The sequence below is a fragment of the Yersinia alsatica genome, assembly GCF_902170305.1.
Taxonomy (GTDB): Bacteria; Pseudomonadota; Gammaproteobacteria; order Enterobacterales; family Enterobacteriaceae; genus Yersinia; species Yersinia alsatica.
On sequence record NZ_CABHWW010000014.1, the window covers coordinates 47,655 to 69,784 of the forward strand.

Sequence of the window (22,130 nt, forward strand, 5' to 3'; positions counted from 1 at the left end):
TTAATTGAAGATTTTTTGCGTAATAAAATCGGTGATGGCGCTAATTCCAGCCCGCGGTGAGATTTGGTTTTGCTGCAACAGCGCTTCAATTTGCTGGTAGTGTTGGCGTAAATCAGCACGGGCAAACAGTGCTGCCAGCGTATTGGCCTCGATTTGTTGGTGAACCCACGCCAAATTTTGCCGCGCGCGCAAGGCCGCCAATTGCCCGCTGTTCGCCATTACCGGCCAAAAGGTTTGCACCGCTTGCCAGGCTTCGCGGATACCGCGTTTTTCCAGGGCGCTACAGGTGAGAACTCGCGGCTGCCATAGGGGATATTTTCGTCGGATAATTTGCAGCGCGCTGTGGTACATATGGCGGGAAATTTCGACATTGACGTGATTCTCGCCATCATCTTTATTGATGATGATGAAGTCAGCCATTTCCATAATGCCTTTCTTGATGCCTTGTAAATCATCGCCAGCACCGGCAATTTGCAGCGACAGAAAACAATCCACCATGGCGGCAACTTCTGTCTCCGATTGCCCGACACCGACAGTTTCTACAATAACGATGTCGTAGCCCGCCGCTTCACAGAGTAAAATCAGTTCTCGGGTGCTTTGGCTGATCCCGCCAAGATGGCCTCTTGAGGGGACGGGACGGACAAAAGCATGCTCGGCACGAGACAAATTCAACATGCGAGTTTTGTCGCCCAAAATACTGCCACCGCTGACCGGGCTGCTGGGGTCAACCGCAATCACCGCCACCTTATGCCCCTGCGACAGCAACTCTTCACCTAACGCTTCGAGAAAAGTGCTTTTTCCCGCACCGGGCGTGCCAGTCACTCCCAGCCGTTTAGCCCGACCGGTGTAGGGCATGATGTGGTCTAGCATCTGGGCGCTGAGTGCCCGATGCTGGGGATGGCTACTCTCTGCCAGCGTCATGGCTTGAGCCAATGCCGCACGATCACCTTGGCGCAAGCGGCAAATGTAATCGTCAAGATTGTCGCGGCTAATCATGATGGTTACTGATGAGCTGTAATACGTCGCGCACGCTGGCGAGCATTGGGGTGCCCGGCCCGTAAATGGCGGCAACACCACGTTCACGTAAGAAGGCATAATCCTGCGGCGGAATAACACCGCCGGCGACCACACAAATATCCTGACGTTGGTATTGGCGCAATGCTGCAACCAATTCAGGAATCAAAGTTTTATGACCCGCCGCTAGTGAGGAAGCGCCGATGACATGGACATCGTTCTCGACTGCCAGTCGGGCAATTTCATCCGGTGTCGAGAACATCGGGCTAAGATCGACATCAAAGCCAAGGTCAGAGTAAGCGCTGGCAATCACCTTCGCGCCACGATCGTGACCATCCTGACCCATTTTGGCGATCAGAATTCGTGGATGGCGGCCATGTTCGGCCAGGAAATGCTGGGTTTGAGCCAGTATTTGATCAAACTCCTGTGCATCTTTTTCACTCTGATGGTAACTGTGTGCAATTACCCCGGTGACACATTCGCTGGGCACCAGATAGCGATTAAATTCCTCTTCCATGGCATCTGAAATTTCACCCAGAGTGGCGCGCAGGCGAGCAGCCTGAACTGCGGCTTCCAACAGATTTTCATGATGCCCAGCGGCGTGGCGCAGATTAGCCAAGGCGTGCTGCACTGCCTCGTCGTCGCGTTCAGCACGAATGCGTTTCAATTGCGCAATTTGTTCATTGCGCACTTTAATGTTGTCAATTTCCAGTACTGGGGTTTCGGCCTCTTTCTCCAATTTGTATTTGTTGACACCAACAATGACGCGCTTCCCCTGATCAATCAGAGACTGCGCACCGGCGGAGGCTTCTTCAATCATGCGTTTGGGCAGCCCGACCTCAATGGCTTTTGCCATGCCGCCAACCTCATCAATCTGTTTAATAATGGTTCTGGCCTGTTTGACGATTTGATCGGTGAGTGACTCGACAAAATAGGAGCCAGCCAGTGGGTCGATGGTGCGGCAAATCTCGGACTCTTCCTGAATAATGATTTGCGTATTACGGGCAATTCGCGCTGAAAAATCAGTGGGCAGGCCGAGTGCCTCATCAAAGGCGTTGGTGTGCAAAGATTGTGTCCCACCCAGGGTTGCGCCAAGGGCTTCGATGGTGGTGCGAATAATATTGTTGTAAGGGTCTTGCTCGGTCAGACTCCAGCCGGAAGTTTGGCAGTGAGTCCGCAGCGCTAATGATTTAGGGTCAGTCGCGCCAAACTGGCTCACTGCCTCACTCCAGAGGTAGCGCGCCGCACGTAGCATGGCGATGTTCATAAACAAATCCATGCCAATACCAAAGAAGAATGAGAGGCGCGGGGCAAAGTCATCGATATTTAAGCCAGCACTCAGTGCCGCTTTGATGTACTCAATACCATCTGCAATGGTAAAAGCCACTTGCTGTACACAGTTGGCACCGGCTTCCCCCATGTGATAGCCGCTGATGCTGATAGTGTTAAAACGCGGCATGTTCTGAGAGCTCCAGGCGATGATGTCTGAAATGATGCGCATGGAGGGTTTGGGTGGATAAATATAGGTATTGCGGCACAGATACTCTTTCAGAATATCGTTCTGAATCGTGCCGGTCAGCAGGGCGGGAGCCACCCCTTGTTCTTCCGCAGCTACAATATAAAACGCCATAATCGGCAGCACTGCGCCATTCATCGTCATGGAGACAGACATTTTGTCCAGCGGGATTTGGTCGAACAGGACTTTCATATCCTCGACACTGTCAATGGCGACGCCCGCTTTACCGACATCACCAGAAACCCGCGGGTTATCAGAGTCATAACCCCGGTGGGTCGCCAGATCAAAAGCGACCGAAAGACCTTTTTGCCCGGCTGCTAGATTTCTGCGATAAAAAGCATTTGATTCTTTCGCTGTTGAAAATCCGGCATATTGACGAATAGTCCAAGGCTGAGCAGCATACATGGTGGCGCGTGGCCCTCTGACATAAGGGGCCATTCCGGGTAGGGAGCCGGTCACCTCTAGCCCCTCAAGATCTCTGGCGGTATATAGCGCTTTCACCGCAATACCTTCCGAGGTTTTCGTGACTAAATCTTCGACACTCTTTCCGCGTCGGCTGAGTTCTTTATTAGCAAGGTTTTCCCACTCGCGAATATCCACCATTTGTCTTACTCCCAATTTTCTGGCAATAGAATTCCTATTGAGGAGGGTTAAAATTCCTCAATGAAGGCTCTTGATTTTATTTAAGTAAGCGCTTTTTGGCGGAGGTTGTCGCTGGCAAAAAAGAACAGGGTGAGCTGTCATTATTAGACGGCTGGGATGCATCTAATCTGTGGTTTTGTTCAAACTTTTTTAGAAAAACTTGATTTCACTGCCGAATCTTGGGGCACAAGAAAGCACCCTGACTGGTTGGTTATCCAACTTTTAGGGTGCTGGTGACGATATTCAAATTACGCTTTCTTACGGAGAGAAATTAAAACCGCTCTGGATGTAACAGCTGTTCGACGGCTTTCTGTGCATTAAGCCAATGCTGCCCGCCAAATAAGTTACTACGGTTCAATAAATAATAAAGTTGATAAAGAGGTTGGCGTTCAATAAACCCAGCAGGGAGCGGCCAGACACTCTGGTAGCCGTCATAGATCTGAGCGGGTAATGCAGGGTAGAGCGGTAACATGGAAAGGTCGCATTCTCGGTCGCCCCAATAACAGGCGGGATCAAAAATAACCGGCCCATTAGCACTGGCAGCGCAGTTAGCTGGCCATAAATCGCCATGTAGTAAAGAAGGTTGTGGCTGGTGGCTTTGTAACCGCTCTTGAACAAGATGGGTTATATGGTCGATATCACCAAACGACATTCCTTTTTCAGCGGCTAACTGTAATTGCCAACCAATACGTTGCTCAGCAAAAAATTGTGCCCAGCGGCGTTGCCAACTATTAGGTTGCGGCGTGGTGGCCAAATCATTATCAAAATCCAACCCGAATTGCAGTTGCTCACTCCATTGATGTAAATGTGCTAATTGCTGCCCAAGGCAATAAGCATTATGGGCATCGAGGGGTTTAAGCGGAATATATTCAAGTAACAGGAAACTATAATCACGATCACTGCCGACACCATAAACTTCAGGCACCTGCACAGTTTTGCTGCGAGCTAATAAAGAGAGTTGGTCTGCCTCGGCGGTAAATATGGGCAGCATCTCGCGAGTATCACATTTGACGAAAACCTCAGTTTCACCATAACTGAGACGCCAGGCCTCGTGAATATCGCCGCCCGGTAATTCGGTTCTTTCCCGAATTTCAGCGGGGCCGAGATATTCACCTAACAGACGATTCACTGCTTGCCACATGATTCACCCCCTATTAGCTACCTACCTGCAAATCTAGTTTCATGGGTATAGATCATTAGGTTAGCGTCTTTATCCTGTGAATAACAAGAGCTGATGCACAGGGATACCGGTGCAGGATCAAATAAAAGACATATTCTGCGCCCAATTCGTGACATATTTTCGATAACGTCAATGCGCTAGGGCTACAGAAATAACACAGTGGAAAATAGACTGAGTGATATCAAGTTATAAATAAGCCGTAAAGTTTGAATACAATACGGCTTATATTTAGCTGTAGCGAGCTTAGTGACTCAATTGATTATAGCAGGTTACCTTTTGCGCTGTTTTCAGCGCCTTCGTCTTGTGTCACTGTGGCTATTGTGCGGCCTTTTACCGGCTTTATATGGTTATAAATCAGCGCGACAACAAAGAATAGCGCCTGAATAATGACAATGCAGGGGCCAGTGGCTCCATCAATATGGAAGCTGACTAATGTGCCTAATACGCAGGCGGTGACCGAAACCAGTGTAGCAACCACCAGCATTTGATCAAAACTGCGACAAACCAGAAAGGCGATAATACCGGGCGCTATCAACATGGCGATGACTAAAATAACCCCCACCGCCTGCAATGAAGCCACGATAGTTAATGCTAACAGGCAAAGTAAGCCGTAGTGCAGTAACTTAACCGGCAAGCCAATCACGCGGGCGTGATTTGGGTCAAAGCAATACAACATGAAATCTTTGCGCTTTAATAACACCACCAGCAGGGTGAACCCCGCTATCCATAAAGTTTGTTTGAGCTCAGCCAGTGAAATACCCAGCATATTGCCGAACAGAATATGGCTAAGGTGTTGGTCAGTATCCATGCGCGAAAACAGCACCAGGCCGAATGCGAACATACCGGAGAATACAATTCCCATGACAGTATCTTCTTTGACCCTACTGTTTTCCTTCAAATAACCGGTGGCGACGGCGCAAAAAATCCCTGAGACAAACGCCCCAATAACCAGTGGGATACCGAGCCAAAAAGCCAATACGATACCGGGTAACACAGCATGAGAGATAGCATCTCCCATCAGTGACCAGCCTTTTAGCACCAGATAGCAAGATAAGACCGCACACACCACGCCGGTCACGATAGCAGCGACGATCGCCCGTTGCATAAAGGGATAGGCGAAAGGCTCACTGACCAGACTGAACAATGCATTCATACATTATCCTCCGGATGTGTTGCGACCGGGTGGCGGCGCTTCTGGCGAGTTTGGTAGCGAGTTGCCAGCAAGCCATGTTTAGGGGCAAAGAAAAAGGCCAACAGGAAAACCAACGTTTGTAACGTCACAATCACTCCGCCCGTCGCGCCATCAAGATAGAAACTGAGGTAGGCACCAAAAGCACTGGTAAAAGCACCGATGGCGATAGCGATCACCAGCAAGCGGCTGAAGCGGTCGGTGAGCAAGTAGGCGGTTGCTCCCGGTGTCACCACCATAGCAATGACTAAAATTGCGCCAACGGTTTGCAAGGCCGCCACAGTACAGGCGCTTAGCAGGGTGAAAAACAGAATTTTTAACCGCAGTGGCGATAATCCTATCGATAGGGCATGGCTTTCATCAAAGAACACCGCCAGCAGGTCTTTCCAAATCAGACATAAAATCACAAAAGAAACCAAAATAATGATTTCCACCTGCAATACATCTTCATCGGCTATCCCTAAAATATTACCGAAAATAATCGACTGCACATTTACTGACGTTGGATTGAGGGAAACAATTAATAGCCCGACGGCAAAAAAGGTCGAGAAAATAAAGCCGATGATAGCATCTTCACGCAGGCGGGTGATGTGGCGAACCAGTGTCATGGCCAATGCCGCCAGCATGCCGGTAAAGAAGGCACCGGCGGCATAAGGCAGCCCAAGGGCATAAGCGCCAGCAACGCCGGGAACGACCGAGTGCGAGAGTGCATCGCCCATCAGCGACCAGCCTTTCAGCATCAAATAAGCCGAGAGGAAAGCGCAGACCGCGCCGACAATCGCACTGACCCAAATGGCCTTGACCATGTAATTGTAATTAAAGGGTTGCAGTAAAATGTCCAGCATCAGAGATTTTTCTCCTTCGACTGGCTTTGTGCCGGTGGATCATTTTTGGTGTGACCATAAAATACCGCAGGGCGCTCATCATCGGTGATAACCGTGACGGTGCGCGGGTCGTTATCGTCATGCAGTGTATTGCCAGACAAGTTGATATGGCGCAGCACACCACCAAAGGTCATTTCAAGGTTCTTTTGGGTGAAGGTGGTTTCGGTTGGGCCCGCCGCCAACACCGTCTGATTAATTAGAATTACGTGATCACAAAACTCTGGCACACTGCCGAGGTTATGTGTTGAAACTAAAATCAGATGACCTTCATCACGAAGTGCGCGCAACAAATCAATAATGGCATTTTCTGTTTTGACATCGACGCCGGTAAACGGCTCATCCAGCAACAAAACCGAACCTTGTTGAGCCAGTGCTCGTGCCAAAAACACCCGTTTTTTCTGCCCACCGGAAAGTTCGCCTATCTGGCGTGAACGCAATGCGGTTAACCCCACCCGTTCGATAGCCTTATCCACAATGGCTTTATCTTCCCGGCTCGGAATACGCAGAAAATTCATTTTCCCGTATCGGCCCATCATCACAACGTCTTCCACTAGCACCGGGAAGTTCCAGTCCACCTCTTCTGTTTGCGGCACGTAAGCGATAGTGTTTTGCTTCAATGCGTGGCTAATCGGCTTATTGCTTAACTCGACTTTGCCAACACTGGGCTTCACTAAGCCCATAATGCTTTTGAAGAGGGTAGATTTACCACTGCCATTGACGCCGACCAATGCGCAGATAGTCCCACCAGTGAGTGAAAAACTGGCGTCATAAATAGCGGTATGCCCATTGTTATAGGTGACAGTGACATTATCCACTATCAACTCCGGGCGGACAAAAACAGCATGACTCATTGACCAAATCCTTTCGCAATAGTTTGTACTGTGGTGTTAATCAGGTCGATGTAGGTAGGAACTGGCCCTTTTTCGTTCGACAACGAATCAACATATAACACCCCACCGTATTGCGCACCGGTTTCTTTACTGACTTGTTTAGCGGGCTTATCAGAAATGGTGCTTTCGCTAAATATCACCGGAATTTTATTCGCACGCATAGTATCAATGACACGGCGCACTTGTTGCGGAGAGCCTTGCTCCTCGGCATTGATTGGCCATAGATAAACCTCTTTAAAGCCATAATCTTTCGCCAGATAACTAAATGCCCCTTCACTGGTCACCAACCAGCGCTGCTCTGCTGGGATGCGAGATAAACGTTCACGTAATGGAGCATCCAAAGCGGCAATTTTTTCCGCATAAGCTTTGGCATTGCGGTTATAGGTTTCAGCATGAGCTGGATCGTGTTCAACCAGTGCTTTGCGAATGTTTTCAATATAGATCAATGCGTTTGACGGCGACATCCAGGCATGGGGGTTAGGAATGCCTTTATATGGCCCTTCACGAATAGGCAGTGGCGTAATGCCATCGGTGACGACGGCCGAAGGGACATCTTTAATATTTTCGAAGAAGCGCTCAAACCAGCGCTCCAGATTCATGCCGTTCCAGAGTATCAAGTCCGCAGATTGCGCTTTTACAATATCCCGTGGGGTGGGTTGATAGTCATGAATTTCAGCCCCAGGCTTGGTTATTGACTCAACGACGGCAGCATCACCGGCGACATTTTGTGCAATATCCTGAATAATTGTGAACGTCGTCACAACTTTGAATTTTTTATTGGGGTCGTTGGGTTTATTTTCTGCCAATGCCGAGGTGCTACTCAGTGCTGAAAATGCAACGAGCATAAACAGGGCTACGGCGCGTAAAAAACGGGGTGTCAGGCGGCTAATGGGGTGCAGGTAGGGTATTTTTTGCTTAGTAAACATGGCGATGTTCCCTTTCTTTAAATGAAAATGATTATCAATATCATTAGCGATGATGTCAAGACCTGCCATACAATAAACTAAAACTTACCGATAGTTACCGAATATAGCCTGATCATTATCTTGATAATGGTCAAACTAGGCCAAAAAATCTATTTGGACGAGGTGACAACTTGTATATGCTACAAAACGGCTTATTAGCACGGGGAATACTGTGAATCCAAAAGTCGGTTGCCTAATGGCAATTTTATTGCTGGCGGGGTGTGCCAAACAAACCCCTCCACCGCAAGCAAATAACGGGTGGCTGAAGAACGCGCCACAAGGTGGTTTCCTTAATGCACCGAAAAGCAGCGCCGGTTCAAGTACAGTTGCGTATAGCGATGTAATTAAACAAGCAGCCAGCCATTATGGTGTTGATGAAACTTTGATTAAAGCCATTATCCAAGTGGAGTCGGGTTATAATCCTGATGTGGTGAGCACCTCAAATGCAGTGGGTTTAATGCAGATTAAAGCCTCAACCGCAGGTCGTGATGCGTACCGAATGAAAGGGCGCAATGGTCAACCGAGTTCTGGTGAATTAAAAGATCCGGTGAAGAATATTGATATTGGGACGGCTTATATCAATATTTTGCAAAACCAGCAGTTAGCGGGGATCAGTGATCCGCAGACATTGCGTTATGCAACTATCGTTTCTTATGCCAATGGCGCGGGTGCCATGCTGCGGACTTTCTCATCAGATAAACGTCTGGCAGTGAATAAAATTAATAGTCTTAGCCCGAACGAATTTTATCAGCATATACAAAAGAAGCATCCGGCTGCGCAAGCACCACGTTATTTGTGGAAAGTGGATACTGCTTACCGGGCGATGTCAGAATAATATTAAAACGCTAACCGATGTAGTCGATGGACGCTGTAACTTGGTATTAATAAGTATAAACATCGGCTAGCGTTTCTCTCTTAACTTGCGTTATTCGTTATGCAATGGCGGGTTGGTAGTTGGCGATAATATCCAAGACGCCATTAATAATAAATTGCACGCCCATACACACCAGTAAGAACCCCATCAAACGCGAAATCGCTTCAATACCGCTTTTACCGACCCAGCGCATAATGGCCCCAGAACTAAGCAGTGACCCCCACAAAATTAGTGACACACTGAGGAAAATCAGTACCGGTGCAACCGTTACAACCCAAGGGCTGAACATGGCATGGCCTTTTACGGAGGCGGCGGAACTGATAATCATGGCAATGGTCCCCGGCCCCGCAGTGCTTGGCATAGCTAATGGCACGAAGGCAATATTGATAGATTTGCGCTTCTTTAAATCCTGCGATTTTGCTTCAAGCTGTGTGTCTTCAGCCGATTGCTGAGGGAAAAGCATCCGAAAGCCGATAAATGCCACAATCAATCCACCAGCAATACGCAAACCGGGAATCGAAATACCGAAAGTATTCATGACAACTTGCCCGGCATAATAGGCAATGGTCATGATAAAGAAGACGTAGATTGATGCCATCTTTGACTGCTGATTGCGCTCTTCGCTGGTCATATTACCGGACAACCCGAGCAACAAGGCCACTGTCGTCAATGGGTTTGCCAAAGGCAGTAGCAATACTAAGCCTAAGCCTATGGCTTTAAATAATTCGAGAATATTCTGCATCAATCTTGCTCCGAAAATAACGTCAAACGTACCTGATGAAAGAAAAACATATCAGGTAATTAATTGCATCGCGGCAAATAGGGCCACTCACAAAATTATTACTGACTTCGCTACTCTACGCGATACGCTGGGCAAAAGGCCATAGCCAAAGCCACTGGCGTTACAGCAGGGCGGTGAACTCATTCATCCTGATGAGTTGACAACAGTCAGTAATTTGGCTGAGTTAAAATAGCTAGCAGCGTGGTGACGTCAGGGGAGAAGGGGAAATGTGATGCAGATCAAATCTCTGGTGGGCAACAGTTGGTTCAATACCGCAGATCCAGAATAATCATGTCAGCATTAATTTCTGCAAGGAACATAGCTTTGTGCATTTGTGATATCAGCGTTGAAGATGAATATACTCGCCAGCCCTTATCGGCTTCAGCAGCATGGGTGTTAGATGCACAAGCAGCGCGTGCCCGTGGCCGTTTGCGCTTTTTAAAACCGAAACGTGAAGCTCGCCCGCGCTGGCGCTTAGCGCCACTCAAAGATACTTACGAAATTCGCTTTTATCCTAATCGTTTGCCTGAGCTCTGGTTTTTTAGTGCGGAAAACGCGTCGCGGAAACGGCTCTGAATAATACCCACACAACTTGTGGGTATTCGGTTTTGTTTGACAGTGAATTAAAATGAATTTACTTTCATTTTTTGTGAATTTAAATTCATCTGAGGTATGTTGTGTCAAATTCATTATTACCCGTTGAAAAACAGTTTTATGCTTATAATCAACACGATCTAACTGCATTCGTAGCAAACTTCAGTGATTCATTTATTGCTTACAGAATGCCCTCCACCACACCATCGTTGATGGGAAAGCAGCAACTTACCGAGTTTTATCGGACACAACGTTTTAATATTCCAGCGCTAAGAGCAGAACTTATTTCACGTACCGTACTGGGAAATAAAGTATTTGATTTGGAACGAATTCATGGGTTAAGTGATGAACCCATAGAGAGCATGGCTGTATTCGAAGTTAACGACGGGTTGATTGATACCGCATGGTTCTACTTTAAATAAATCGTCTTTTTATTCGCGATAGCATGGTTTTAATGGGAGACCAGCATGGCATTTTCTGACCTTGAGCGTAGCGAATTATTGGCGGTAAAAGGGGTTGGGCCAACAGTTATTACGCGCCTGGAGCAACTCGGTTTTACTTCATTGGCTCAACTGAGTCAGGCTGATATGAATGAGATTGTTAGCAGCGCTGCCGCTATGGTGGGATCTACCTGTTGGAAAAATAGCCCGCAAGCGCGCTCGGCAATTCAGGCGGCAATAGATTTGGCTAAAACGCATTCACCTGAATAAATACGTCTCAGCCATTATGATCATCTACCGCAGTTTCTCGTCTTTAACTATTTGTCTTATCTCGTGCAGCCGGTCTCTTTTCTGGTGGCTTAGCGGGATAGGGCATCAGTAAATCATCTAATATCTGCATTCTTTCCTCTACAGGAATATACAGCCAGCGTGTAAGCCATGAGGTTTCTTCGGTGCATTGCTGATGCGTTTGGCGAAAGTAAAGTTCGAGACCTGACAGAACCTCGGCGATCCTTTTCATCATATATCTCCCCTTGTTGACCAGTGAGCAAATCATAAGCAACAAAATGCGGAAGAAAAACGGATGGAATCTATTTTATTGTTCAGTATTTATCAGTAGCTAGGTGCTATCGATGTATAGCAACAGTTTCGGGGAGAAAGTTGGGTGACTCATCTGCGGAGAAGTAGAAGGAATGACCAAATAAAACGCCCCGATTGCGTAAACAATCGGGGCGGCGTTCCAGTAACCATTGCTACACGGAAACGGAAATTTATTATGGGCACTTCCTGTAGAAATAGCAATACACCCAGTACTACTCAAAAGCAATAGATCATAATGTAAATCATTGTTGGTGATGATAGACACCTTTACACAACTGACACCCGCGGTATGTATGATAAAATCCGCACCACTTCGCCGGCAAAAATTACCCCGGCGATTCAGTTGTTTGTGTTTAGCTATTATTGGCAAATTCCTAATTCTAAAACAGACACATTTTAACCCTTCAGAACGCGTTTTAGCGATTGGGAGCATGTTATGGTCGGCCCGTTTATTAACAGCGCAGGGATAATTCTCGGTGGTATTGTTGGCGTATTACTTGCTCGCCATGTTCCCAAACGCTTACAAGAGGGTTTACCGGCTACATTTGCTCTGGCCTCAATCTCCATCGGTATTGTGATGGTGGTGAAAGTGCACTTTATGCCGGCGGTGATTTTGGCATTAATTATTGGAACCGCAGTGGGGGAGTTATTATCACTTGAGCAAGGCGTAAAATGGGGGGCAAATAAAACCCGCGGTTTGCTGGAGCGAGTAATCCCAACACGCAGTACCTTGCCGCCGCAGGAATTTGCGCAAAGTTTTACTGCCATGATTGTGTTGTTTTGTGCCAGTGGGTTAGGCGTCGTCGGTTCTTTGACTGAAGGTATTACAGGCGATTTTCAGCTGTTATTTGTTAAAGCGCTGATGGATTTTTTCACCGCACTAATATTTTCCATTTCGCTGGGCATTGCGCTGGTGGCTATTGCTATTCCGCAATTGCTCATTCAAATCGCGTTGGTTTTGCTGGCAAAACTCATTATGCCTTATATGGATAATATCGCCTTTGCTGACTTTTCGGCCTGCGGTGGGATTATTATGATTGCGGTGGGGTTACGAATTGCTCAAATTAAGATATTCGCTGTGGTGAATTTCCTACCAGCCTTACTTTTCGTCGTGCCAATATCTTATTTATGGCGTTATTTTATGGCATAAGAATTTTAGGAAATGGTACTAGCAGTTTCTGAAACGGTGAACTTCTTGGCGAAAACTTGTCATCGAAGTAACCGTTTCAGTATGGTCTAATGATATGTTTTTATTTGATTATTTTTTATTTAACCAATTTTCCGGCACAAAAACTTACCTTTAATCACGCCATCAAAAAAACGCCCTTTTGAAACTACAGACATAAAATTCTGATGAACACGTTCAGGGACACCAAGATATTGATAAATCCCTTGTTCACGGAACTGTATCTCCAGCATGCGATTTTCAGGATCATAACCAATCGACAAGATTCTGGAGGATGTAACAGGTTGTCGCTGCAATAGTTGACCCTCAGTTATACGGTGTTGATATTATGGTGATCATAAAGCATTTTTAGCATGATAACTTTGTCGGCGATCATTATCACTGTTTAGTGAAAATATCGCTGATGTATTTTCATGAAGCACTCCATTTTATTCTCTAACCGATACCAGGCAATAGATAAATCACTGTGGTGGATAACAGTGATAGTGTTTGTCATTGTATTGAGTAGTGATAATATGAATTTCCTTTGCGGCATGATCTCTGTCACAAAGTAAACTGTATACATAGTTGCGGACCAATATAACAAACGTGGGTTAAATTGATGTCGCAACTTTTTGAAATTAAACAATAATTACGTCTTGCATGTGATCTGTCGTGTGGGTCACCACTGTAGATAAGGAATTAGAATGCCTGTTATTACCCTCCCTGACGGCAGTCAACGTCAATACGATCACGCCGTTTCTGTGCTTGATGTTGCTTTAGACATCGGCCCCGGTCTGGCAAAAGCCTGTATTGCTGGCCGCGTAAATGGCGAGCTGGTGGATGCCAGTGACTTGATCGAATCTGACGCGCAACTGGCCATTATCACCACCAAAGATGCTGAAGGCCTGGAGATTCTCCGCCACTCGTGTGCACACTTATTGGGGCACGCTATTAAGCAACTTTGGCCTGATACTAAAATGGCTATCGGCCCGGTTATCGACAACGGCTTCTATTACGATGTTGATATCGACCGTACTCTGACGCAGGAAGATTTGGATCTGCTGGAAAAGCGGATGCACGAGCTGGCCGATAAAGATTACGACGTCATCAAGAAAAAAGTGAGCTGGCAAGAAGCTCGCGATATTTTTGCTGCTCGTGGTGAAGATTATAAAGTGGCTATTCTGGATGAGAATATCAGCCGCGATGATCGCCCTGGTTTGTATCACCATGAAGAATACGTTGATATGTGCCGTGGCCCACATGTGCCCAATATGCGTTTCTGCCATCATTTTAAATTGCAGAAAACATCCGGTGCCTACTGGCGTGGCGACAGCAAAAATAAAATGCTGCAACGTATTTACGGCACGGCTTGGGGTGATAAGAAGCAACTGAATGCTTATCTGCAACGTCTGGAAGAAGCGGCCAAACGCGACCATCGTAAGATTGGTAAGCAATTGGACCTTTACCACATGCAGGAAGAAGCACCTGGCATGGTGTTTTGGCATAACGACGGCTGGACTATTTTCCGTGAACTGGAAACTTTTGTGCGCACCAAGCTCAAAGAGTACCAGTATCAGGAAGTCAAAGGGCCGTTTATGATGGACCGCGTACTGTGGGAAAAAACCGGGCATTGGGAGAACTATGCTGAGCATATGTTCACTACATCGTCGGAAAACCGCGAGTACTGCATCAAGCCAATGAACTGCCCAGGACACGTGCAGATTTTCAACCAAGGGTTGAAGTCATACCGCGACCTGCCATTACGTATGGCAGAATTCGGTAGCTGCCATCGTAATGAGCCATCAGGCGCACTACACGGCCTAATGCGCGTCCGTGGCTTTACACAGGATGATGCTCACATCTTTTGTACTGAAGAGCAGGTTCGCGATGAAGTGAACAGCTGCATTAAGATGGTGTACGACATGTACAGCACCTTTGGCTTCGAAAAGATTGTGGTCAAATTGTCTACTCGTCCTGAGAAACGCATTGGCAGTGACGATTTATGGACTCGCGCTGAAGACGATTTAGCGGCTGCGCTGACTGAAAATGGTATTCCATTTGATTATCAGCCGGGTGAAGGTGCCTTCTATGGTCCGAAAATTGAATTTACCTTGCATGATTGTTTGGATCGTGCGTGGCAGTGTGGTACCGTACAGCTCGATTTCTCATTACCGGGCCGCTTAAGTGCGTCTTACATCGGCGAAAATAACGATCGCCAGGTGCCAGTAATGATTCACCGGGCTATTTTGGGGTCAATGGAGCGCTTCATCGGGATTTTAACCGAAGAATATGCAGGCTTCTTCCCAACTTGGTTAGCTCCGGTACAAGTCGTGGTGATGAATATCACCGATAGCCAGTCTGATTATGTCCAACAAGTGACCAAAAAACTGCAAGATGCAGGAATTCGGGCAAAAGCGGACTTGAGAAATGAGAAGATTGGCTTTAAAATTCGTGAACATACGTTGCGTCGGGTTCCATATATGTTGGTCTGTGGCGATAAAGAGGTCGAATCAGGCAAGATTGCCGTTCGTACCCGCCGCGGGAAAGACTTAGGAAGCTTGGACGTCAACGTGGTCGTAGACCAGCTGCTAGCAGAAATTCGCAGCCGTAGTCTTCATCAACTGGAGGAATAAAGTATTAAAGGCGGAAAACGAGTTCAACCGGCGCGTCCTAATCGCATCAACAAAGAGATTCGCGCCACAGAAGTTCGCTTAACAGGCGTCGATGGTGAGCAGATTGGTATTGTCAGTCTGAATGAAGCTCTTGAAAAAGCTGAGGAAGCTGGTGTTGATTTAGTAGAAATCAGTCCGAATGCCGAGCCGCCGGTTTGCCGTATTATGGATTACGGCAAATTCCTCTATGAGAAGAGCAAGTCGACAAAAGAACAGAAGAAGAAGCAAAAAGTCATTCAGGTCAAGGAAATCAAATTCCGTCCTGGTACCGATGATGGCGACTATCAGGTCAAACTACGCAACCTGATTCGCTTTCTGGAAGATGGCGATAAAGCCAAAATCACCCTGCGTTTCCGTGGGCGTGAAATGGCGCACCAACAGATCGGCATGGAAGTTCTTAACCGTGTCAAAAAAGATCTGACTGAAGATTCTGATCTGGCCGTTGTGGAGTCTTTCCCGACTCGTATCGAAGGTCGTCAGATGATCATGGTGCTCGCACCTAAGAAGAGACAGTAAGGCATACAAGTAACAGGCTTCTCTGCGCTTGCGCAGTAAGAAGTCTGTTCGCCTAGCTAGCTCGTTGTAATTAACAATGCGAAGTGGATATATTCAATGCCAAAAATTAAGACAGTACGCGGCGCCGCTAAGCGCTTCAAAAAGACCGCCAATGGTGGTTTTAAGCGTAAGCATGCTAACCTGCGTCATATTCTGACCAAAAAAGCTACTAAGCGTAAACGTCATTTACGTCCAAAAGGCCTGGTATCTAAGAACGATCTGGGTCTGGTCGTGGCATGTCTGCCGTACGCATAAGTAATTTTGGTTTGAATTAAGACGATAGGAGAAGTAAATGGCTCGCGTAAAACGTGGTGTGGTAGCACGTGCACGTCACAAAAAAATCTTAAAGCAGGCGAAAGGTTACTACGGTGCCCGTTCGCGCGTTTATCGTGTTGCTTTCCAGGCAGTAATCAAGGCAGGCCAATACGCCTACCGTGACCGCCGTCAACGGAAGCGTCAATTCCGCCAACTGTGGATTGCACGTATCAACGCAGCTGCTCGTCAGAATGGTCTGTCTTACAGCCGTTTCATCAATGGTCTGAAAAAGGCTTCTGTTGAAATCGACCGTAAGATCCTGGCTGACATCGCAGTATTCGATAAAGTGGCATTCTCTGCACTGGTCGAAAAAGCGAAAGTAGCTCTGGCGTAAGTCAGAATTGAAGAGGGAGCTTGTCTCCCTCTTTTAATCTTTATCTTCTTGGAAAGAAGGTCGTTGTTATGATGCATGCAGTTACTTTTCGCTTCTTTTTTTACTTTAGCGCCTGATTCCAGGAGGCTTGCGCGTAAGAATAGAAACGAAAAATAGCGCCTAAGCCTCCCATCGTGGAGGCTTTTTTGTTTGTATTTCAGAGGTTTATTAGAGCCTCTGAGTAGGCACTACTTGCGGGTTTTGATTAAGTCCGGCATTTTTAGGTAAACCTGTAGATTTTTATAAGAGTGTTGAATATTAGATTTTCAGTTATTGAGCCTGCATGCGCGGCTTTAGATGGCTGTATTTCTATATAGTTAACAATTTATATAACATTAATTTATATACCCAAAGAGTGCGTAGTTGCTGCTAACAAGCTGGTGGCTTCAAGTTCTAAGGGGATAACTACAAGCGGGCCATACCGGCCAGAGGAAGAGGAAACAATGCCACATCTCGCAGAGCTGGTTGCCAAAGCTAAAGCAGCCATAGAAGATGCCCAGGATGTTGCCGCGTTGGATTTGGTACGCGTCGAATATTTAGGCAAAAAAGGCCATTTGACCCTGCAAATGACATCGCTACGTGAGCTGCCAGCTGAAGAGCGCCCAGCGGCAGGCGCAATCATTAATCAGGCGAAACAAGAAGTACAAGAAGCACTTAATGCTCGCAAAGATAAGCTGGAATCAGCCGTTCTGAATGCTCGATTGGCAGCTGAAACTATTGATGTCTCTTTACCAGGGCGTCGTATGGAAAACGGTGGGTTACATCCAGTAACCCGCACTATCGATCGTATTGAAACCTTCTTTGGTGAATTGGGCTTTTCGGTGGAATCCGGCCCTGAAATCGAAGATGACTATCATAACTTCGATGCATTAAATATTCCGGCTCATCACCCAGCTCGTGCAGATCACGATACTTTCTGGTTTGATGCGACCCGATTGCTGCGCACGCAGACTTCAGGTGTGCAGATTCGTACCATGCAAGGCCAACAGCCACCGATTCGTATTATCGTGCCGGGCCGTGTTTATCGTAATGATTATGACCAAACACACACACCGATGTTCCATCAAATGGAAGGGCTAATTGTTGACCGTGACATCAGCTTCACCAATTTGAAAGGCACTTTGCACGACTTCTTGCGTAACTTCTTTGAGGAAGACCTGCAAATTCGCTTCCGCCCGTCTTATTTCCCATTTACTGAACCGTCCGCTGAAGTGGATGTGATGGGTAAAAATGGCAAATGGCTCGAAGTGCTGGGCTGCGGCATGGTGCATCCAAATGTGTTGCGAAACGTCGGCATCGACCCTGAGGTTTATTCAGGCTTCGCATTCGGTATGGGGATGGAGCGCTTAACGATGCTGCGTTACGGCGTCACCGATCTGCGTGCCTTCTTCGAAAATGATCTGCGTTTCCTCAAACAGTTTAAGTAAGGCGGGAATATCTCATGAAATTCAGTGAACTTTGGTTACGCGAATGGGTAAACCCAGCCATTAGCAGTGATGATCTAGCCCATCAAATAACTATGGCCGGTTTAGAAGTTGATGGTGTAGAGCCAGTCGCCGGCGAATTTAATGGTGTGGTTGTCGGCCACGTAGTTGAATGCGGCCAGCATCCAAATGCAGATAAATTGCGAGTCACCAAAATTGATGTAGGCGGTGACCGTTTATTGGACATCGTTTGTGGTGCACCTAACTGCCGTCAGGGCTTGAAAGTTGCTGTTGCCACTGTGGGTGCCGTTTTGCCGGGCGATTTCAAAATTAAAGCCGCAAAACTGCGCGGCGAGCCATCTGAGGGCATGCTGTGCTCTTTCTCTGAACTGGCTATTTCAGAAGATCACGATGGTATTATTGAGTTGCCTGCTGATGCGCCAATTGGTGTTGACCTGCGCGAATATCTGCATCTGAACGATAAAACCATCGAAATCAGTGTTACGCCAAACCGGGCCGATTGCTTAGGTATTATCGGCGTAGCGCGCGATGTGGCGGTAGTAAACCAATTGCCATTAACCGAGCCAGACATGAGCCCGGTTGCAGCCGCCATTACTGATACTTTCCCTATCCGCGTAGATGCTCCACAAGCGTGTCCACGCTATCTGGGGCGCGTAGTTAAAGGGATTAATGTCAAAGCTGCGACGCCACTGTGGATGCGCGAGAAGCTGCGTCGCTGCGGAATTCGTTCAATTGATCCGGTTGTTGACGTCACCAACTTCGTCTTGTTGGAGTTAGGTCAGCCGATGCATGCGTTTGATCTTGACCGTATCGACGGTGGGATTATTGTCCGTCTGGCGGCGGAAGGTGAAGAGCTGACACTACTGGATGGTACGAAAGCCAAACTGAATGCCGACACTCTGGTTATTGCTGATCAGCAAAAACCGCTGGCGATGGCTGGTATTTTTGGTGGTGAACATTCTGGTGTTAATGAAGAGACCCGCAATGTATTGCTGGAATCGGCATTCTTTAGCCCACTGTCAATTACCGGGCGTGCGCGCCGACATGGTCTGCATACTGATGCTTCTCATCGTTATGAGCGTGGTGTGGATCCTGCGTTGCAACATAAAGCCATTGAACGCGCTACACGTTTGTTGCTTGATATCTGCGGCGGAGAAGCCGGCCCGGTTATTGATGTGACCGCAACGGCTGAATTGCCAAAACGCGCCACTATTACGTTGCGTCGTGAAAAACTGGACCGCCTGATTGGTCACCACGTCCCGTCAGAGCAAGTTAGTGACATTCTGCGCCGTCTTGGTTGTCAGGTAACAGAACTGGGTTCTGACTGGCAGGCAGTAGCACCAAGCTGGCGTTTCGATATGGAAATCGAAGAAGATTTGGTGGAAGAAGTTGCCCGCATCTATGGCTATAACAATATTCCAGATGTGCCAATTAAAGCTGATCTGATCATGACGAAACATCGTGAAGCTAAGTTATCACTCAAGCGAGTGAAGACCGCTTTAGTCGATCGCGGCTACCAGGAAGCAATTACTTACAGTTTTGTTGACCCTAAAGTGCAAGCGTTACTGCACCCGCAGCAAGAAGCCTTAATCTTGCCAAGTCCGATCTCTGTTGATATGTCTGCAATGCGGTTGTCATTGTTGACAGGTTTACTGTCGGCGGTAGTGTATAACCAGAATCGTCAGCAATCTCGCTTGCGTTTATTTGAAAGTGGCTTACGCTTTGTACCTGATAGTACAGCAGATCTCGGGGTTAGACAGGATCTCATGCTAGCCGGTGTGATTGCCGGCCATCGTTATGATGAACATTGGGATCTGGCGCGCCAGCCGATCGACTTCTATGATTTGAAGGGCGATTTGGAAGCAATTCTGGAACTTACCGGCAAATTATCTGATGTTCAATTCCGTGCAGAAGCTCATCCTGCACTGCATCCTGGGCAGAGTGCTGCAATTTATTTATCAGGGGAACACATTGGTTTCATTGGTGTAGTTCATCCTGAACTGGAACGTAAGCTCGATCTAAATGGTCGCACTGTGGTGTTTGAAGTGCAGTGGAACAAGCTCGCAGACCGCGCCGTGCCTCAGGCCAGCGAGATTTCGCGCTTCCCGGCAAACCGTCGTGATATTGCCGTTGTAGTGGCTGAAAACGTTCCCGCAGAAGATATTTTGGCGGAGTGTAAGAAAGTTGGCGCAAATCAGGCAGTTGGCGTAAACTTGTTTGATGTGTACCGTGGCAAGGGCGTAGCAGAAGGTTATAAGAGTCTGGCTATTAGTCTGGTGTTGCAGGATACCGCCCGTACACTGGAAGAAGAGGAGATCGCCGCTACTGTCGCAAGATGTGTAGAGGCGTTAAAACAGCGATTCCAAGCATCCTTGAGGGATTGAACCTATGGCGCTTACTAAAGCTGAAATGTCAGAACATCTATTTGAAAAGCTAGGGCTTAGCAAACGAGATGCCAAAGATCTGGTTGAGTTATTCTTTGAAGAGGTACGTCGTGCTCTTGAGAATGGCGAACAGGTCAAACTGTCTGGCTTTGGCAATTTTGATCTGCGAGACAAGAACCAACGTCCGGGCCGTAATCCGAAGACGGGTGAGGACATTCCTATTACGGCGCGCCGTGTGGTGACTTTCCGTCCAGGACAAAAGCTAAAAAGCCGGGTAGAGAGTGCCACTCCAAAAGAGTGAGTATTTTCAGAACAAAAGGCCGCGTAAGCGGCCTTTTTCTTTTTCAGCTATACTCCCTAGGAAGGAGCGGTATTTATTGTTACTGGCGCGGATGCTATCTATCAGCAAACATTCGAGGTCTAATACGAGGAAGTGCTATTTGAACACTACCTGATGCGCTTTAACTGTTTTCGCAGTGGAAAAGAGGGCAGATAATGTCATTAGTGTGATGGAACACATCACTTATCGATAAAAATATTAAGGATTAATCTTAATTTCTAATAGAGTAAACACGTAATTAATTAGGGCTGATGCATTATCACAATAATAAGAGAGTTTGATTAAAGTACCCGAGATGATAAATCATTTAATATCAATAAAATATAAATTAGATTTTTCTTATTGAAAATAACTTAATACACCTCGGGCACATTTAGCCTAAAGTGACGGGTTATTATAATGCATGCCTGGACCACCACCATGACCGCCGCCATGCCCGCCACCTGGAGGTGGGAAGATACAGCAAGCGGATAATACTGAACTCAGTAAGAGCACACTTAGCATTAGTGTTACACGTCGCATTCTATTTATCTCATCGTTAAATTATGTGGGTAAATACGAGCGACAATTGTAATTCAATATAAAAGTAGCCACTGTCAGTTCAGTGTTAAGATGTGTTAGAAACAGTCGTGAGCAATAATATCAGCTATGAAATAATTGTATGGATATCGTAAGAATTATGCAATGAAATAGAAAATGGGAAGTTATCTCATAGAAGGAAGATATTTACGCTGATATATATTTATCAACTGCTCATAATACATTCGGACTTATATGAAAAAATATCTCTTGCTACTGGGTGTTCTGTCGTTAATGCCGCTGGCCGTGCAGGCAGATGTGTCACTTGATATCAATATGCCCGGTGTCAGTTTGCACTTAGGCGATCAAGATAACCGTGGTTATTACTGGGATGGCTATGATTGGCGTCCGCCACAATGGTGGCATGAACACCGAGGTGCTCATATTGGTGATCGTAATGAGCGAGGCTATTATTGGGATGGAGGTCGCTGGCAGCGTCCACCTGAGCATGATGGCCGCAACCCGTTCCGTGGGCAAGAACATGGGGAGCAACGGCATAATGACCACGATGACCATGGTAATCAGCCAAGACATAATGAAAATAACGGGCACGGGCAACCGGGTAATCATGGCGGGCAGGGCAACAATGGCCCGCAAGGTGGTTCAAATAGTCATGGCAGCCCAAATAATGGTGGTGGCCGTGGAGGTCAGCAGGTTTACCCGCCACAGAATAATGGTAATCGCTGATATCCCTGACTTTTTGCGAGATGCTGGCGGAGGTTTGCGACAG

The 22,130-nt window shown here is 47.1% G+C and carries 24 protein-coding genes and 1 other annotated feature; of the genes, 14 read left to right on the forward strand and 10 right to left on the reverse strand.

All coding sequences use genetic code 11. The features are described from left to right. From meaB to yfeA, 7 genes are all read right to left on the reverse strand, one after another. On the reverse strand, window positions 1–996 hold the full coding sequence (meaB, locus tag FTA96_RS23255; protein ID WP_050109602.1) for a methylmalonyl Co-A mutase-associated GTPase MeaB: 996 nt from the start codon (window positions 994–996) through the stop codon (window positions 1–3). Then, window positions 989–3,133 (reverse strand): methylmalonyl-CoA mutase, encoded by a 2,145-nt coding sequence (gene scpA / locus FTA96_RS09680; RefSeq protein ID WP_050146261.1) that lies wholly within the window; start codon window positions 3,131–3,133, stop codon window positions 989–991. Before scpA ends, meaB begins: the two co-directional genes overlap by 8 nt. A 310-nt stretch (window positions 3,134–3,443) precedes the next feature. Then, complete coding sequence (locus FTA96_RS09685) at window positions 3,444–4,313, reverse strand: fructosamine kinase family protein (protein ID WP_145507223.1); 870 nt, start codon at window positions 4,311–4,313, stop codon at window positions 3,444–3,446. Between the two features lie 298 nt (window positions 4,314–4,611). Further along, complete coding sequence (yfeD, locus tag FTA96_RS09690; RefSeq protein WP_050151132.1) at window positions 4,612–5,505, reverse strand: iron/manganese ABC transporter permease subunit YfeD; 894 nt, start codon at window positions 5,503–5,505, stop codon at window positions 4,612–4,614. Then, window positions 5,502–6,386 carry an iron/manganese ABC transporter permease subunit YfeC gene (gene yfeC / locus FTA96_RS09695; RefSeq protein WP_050109598.1) on the reverse strand — a complete coding sequence of 295 codons (885 nt, stop codon included), beginning with the start codon at window positions 6,384–6,386 and terminating at the stop codon, window positions 5,502–5,504. The genes yfeD and yfeC overlap by 4 nt, the downstream gene beginning before the upstream one ends. Further along, window positions 6,386–7,276: an iron/manganese ABC transporter ATP-binding protein YfeB gene (yfeB, locus tag FTA96_RS09700; RefSeq protein ID WP_050134549.1), complete on the reverse strand. Its 891-nt coding sequence runs from the start codon at window positions 7,274–7,276 to the stop codon at window positions 6,386–6,388. The genes yfeC and yfeB overlap by 1 nt, the downstream gene beginning before the upstream one ends. Further along, entirely contained in the window at window positions 7,273–8,241 is a 969-nt protein-coding gene (gene yfeA / locus FTA96_RS09705) for an iron/manganese ABC transporter substrate-binding protein YfeA (protein ID WP_050318853.1), read from the reverse strand. The genes yfeB and yfeA overlap by 4 nt, the downstream gene beginning before the upstream one ends. Before the next feature lie 211 nt (window positions 8,242–8,452). Here yfeA and FTA96_RS09710 point away from each other — a divergent pair, with 211 nt between their 5' ends. After that, a complete protein-coding gene (locus FTA96_RS09710; protein WP_050109595.1) occupies window positions 8,453–9,115 on the forward strand; it encodes a transglycosylase SLT domain-containing protein in 663 nt (220 codons plus the stop codon). Between the two features lie 97 nt (window positions 9,116–9,212). Here FTA96_RS09710 and FTA96_RS09715 read toward each other — a convergent pair whose 3' ends face one another. Next, a complete protein-coding gene (locus FTA96_RS09715; protein ID WP_145573711.1) occupies window positions 9,213–9,896 on the reverse strand; it encodes a MarC family NAAT transporter in 684 nt (227 codons plus the stop codon). Between the two features lie 363 nt (window positions 9,897–10,259). On the opposite strand from FTA96_RS09715, the gene FTA96_RS09720 reads away from it, so the two are divergent. The 3 genes from FTA96_RS09720 (at window position 10,260) to FTA96_RS09730 (ending at window position 11,239) form a co-directional block, all read left to right on the forward strand. Continuing rightward, entirely contained in the window at window positions 10,260–10,511 is a 252-nt protein-coding gene (locus tag FTA96_RS09720) for a hypothetical protein (RefSeq protein ID WP_050109593.1), read from the forward strand. A gap of 101 nt (window positions 10,512–10,612) precedes the next feature. Continuing rightward, the gene (locus FTA96_RS09725) at window positions 10,613–10,951 is read left to right on the forward strand and encodes a nuclear transport factor 2 family protein (RefSeq protein ID WP_087818067.1); all 339 of its coding nucleotides are present in this window, start codon (window positions 10,613–10,615) and stop codon (window positions 10,949–10,951) included. Window positions 10,952–10,996: 45 nt separating this feature from the next. After that, on the forward strand, window positions 10,997–11,239 hold the full coding sequence (locus tag FTA96_RS09730) for a Pathogenicity locus (RefSeq protein WP_050109592.1): 243 nt from the start codon (window positions 10,997–10,999) through the stop codon (window positions 11,237–11,239). 43 nt (window positions 11,240–11,282) lie between these two features. Here the strand turns inward: FTA96_RS09730 and FTA96_RS09735 are convergent, their stop codons facing one another. Then, window positions 11,283–11,492, reverse strand: coding sequence for a hypothetical protein (locus tag FTA96_RS09735; protein ID WP_235895497.1), 210 nt, complete (start codon window positions 11,490–11,492; stop codon window positions 11,283–11,285). Between the two features lie 513 nt (window positions 11,493–12,005). Between FTA96_RS09735 and FTA96_RS09745 the strand changes: the two genes are divergently transcribed. Next, complete coding sequence (locus tag FTA96_RS09745) at window positions 12,006–12,719, forward strand: DUF554 domain-containing protein (RefSeq protein ID WP_050134546.1); 714 nt, start codon at window positions 12,006–12,008, stop codon at window positions 12,717–12,719. Between the two features lie 119 nt (window positions 12,720–12,838). Here the strand turns inward: FTA96_RS09745 and FTA96_RS09750 are convergent, their stop codons facing one another. Then, complete coding sequence (locus tag FTA96_RS09750) at window positions 12,839–13,051, reverse strand: KTSC domain-containing protein (RefSeq protein WP_005161573.1); 213 nt, start codon at window positions 13,049–13,051, stop codon at window positions 12,839–12,841. Window positions 13,052–13,441: 390 nt separating this feature from the next. On the opposite strand from FTA96_RS09750, the gene thrS reads away from it, so the two are divergent. The 9 genes from thrS to FTA96_RS09795 all read left to right on the forward strand — a co-directional run bounded on the left by thrS (window position 13,442) and on the right by FTA96_RS09795 (window position 22,087). Beyond that, window positions 13,442–15,370 (forward strand): threonine--tRNA ligase, encoded by a 1,929-nt coding sequence (gene thrS, locus FTA96_RS09755; RefSeq protein WP_050151139.1) that lies wholly within the window; start codon window positions 13,442–13,444, stop codon window positions 15,368–15,370. 3 nt (window positions 15,371–15,373) lie between these two features. Further along, the gene (gene infC, locus FTA96_RS09760; protein ID WP_011816226.1) at window positions 15,374–15,925 is read left to right on the forward strand and encodes a translation initiation factor IF-3; all 552 of its coding nucleotides are present in this window, start codon (window positions 15,374–15,376) and stop codon (window positions 15,923–15,925) included. Window positions 15,926–16,021: 96 nt separating this feature from the next. Then, window positions 16,022–16,219 carry a 50S ribosomal protein L35 gene (gene rpmI, locus FTA96_RS09765; protein ID WP_002211834.1) on the forward strand — a complete coding sequence of 66 codons (198 nt, stop codon included), beginning with the start codon at window positions 16,022–16,024 and terminating at the stop codon, window positions 16,217–16,219. 37 nt (window positions 16,220–16,256) lie between these two features. Beyond that, entirely contained in the window at window positions 16,257–16,613 is a 357-nt protein-coding gene (gene rplT / locus FTA96_RS09770) for a 50S ribosomal protein L20 (protein WP_004706556.1), read from the forward strand. A gap of 67 nt (window positions 16,614–16,680) precedes the next feature. Further along, window positions 16,681–16,803, forward strand: a sequence feature (Phe leader region). Further along, the gene (gene pheM / locus FTA96_RS23765) at window positions 16,685–16,729 is read left to right on the forward strand and encodes a pheST operon leader peptide PheM (protein WP_223300610.1); all 45 of its coding nucleotides are present in this window, start codon (window positions 16,685–16,687) and stop codon (window positions 16,727–16,729) included. Its footprint overlaps the feature before it by 45 nt. Window positions 16,804–17,095: 292 nt before the next feature. Next, window positions 17,096–18,079, forward strand: a complete 984-nt coding sequence (gene pheS, locus FTA96_RS09780; protein WP_134957034.1) for a phenylalanine--tRNA ligase subunit alpha — start codon at window positions 17,096–17,098, stop codon at window positions 18,077–18,079. Window positions 18,080–18,093: 14 nt separating this feature from the next. Next, window positions 18,094–20,481 (forward strand): phenylalanine--tRNA ligase subunit beta, encoded by a 2,388-nt coding sequence (gene pheT / locus FTA96_RS09785; RefSeq protein ID WP_050134545.1) that lies wholly within the window; start codon window positions 18,094–18,096, stop codon window positions 20,479–20,481. A gap of 4 nt (window positions 20,482–20,485) precedes the next feature. Then, the gene (gene ihfA / locus FTA96_RS09790; RefSeq protein ID WP_002211830.1) at window positions 20,486–20,782 is read left to right on the forward strand and encodes an integration host factor subunit alpha; all 297 of its coding nucleotides are present in this window, start codon (window positions 20,486–20,488) and stop codon (window positions 20,780–20,782) included. An 813-nt stretch (window positions 20,783–21,595) separates the two neighbouring features. Beyond that, window positions 21,596–22,087, forward strand: a complete 492-nt coding sequence (locus FTA96_RS09795; RefSeq protein WP_050145934.1) for a DUF2502 domain-containing protein — start codon at window positions 21,596–21,598, stop codon at window positions 22,085–22,087. Window positions 22,088–22,130 lie beyond the last annotated feature (43 nt).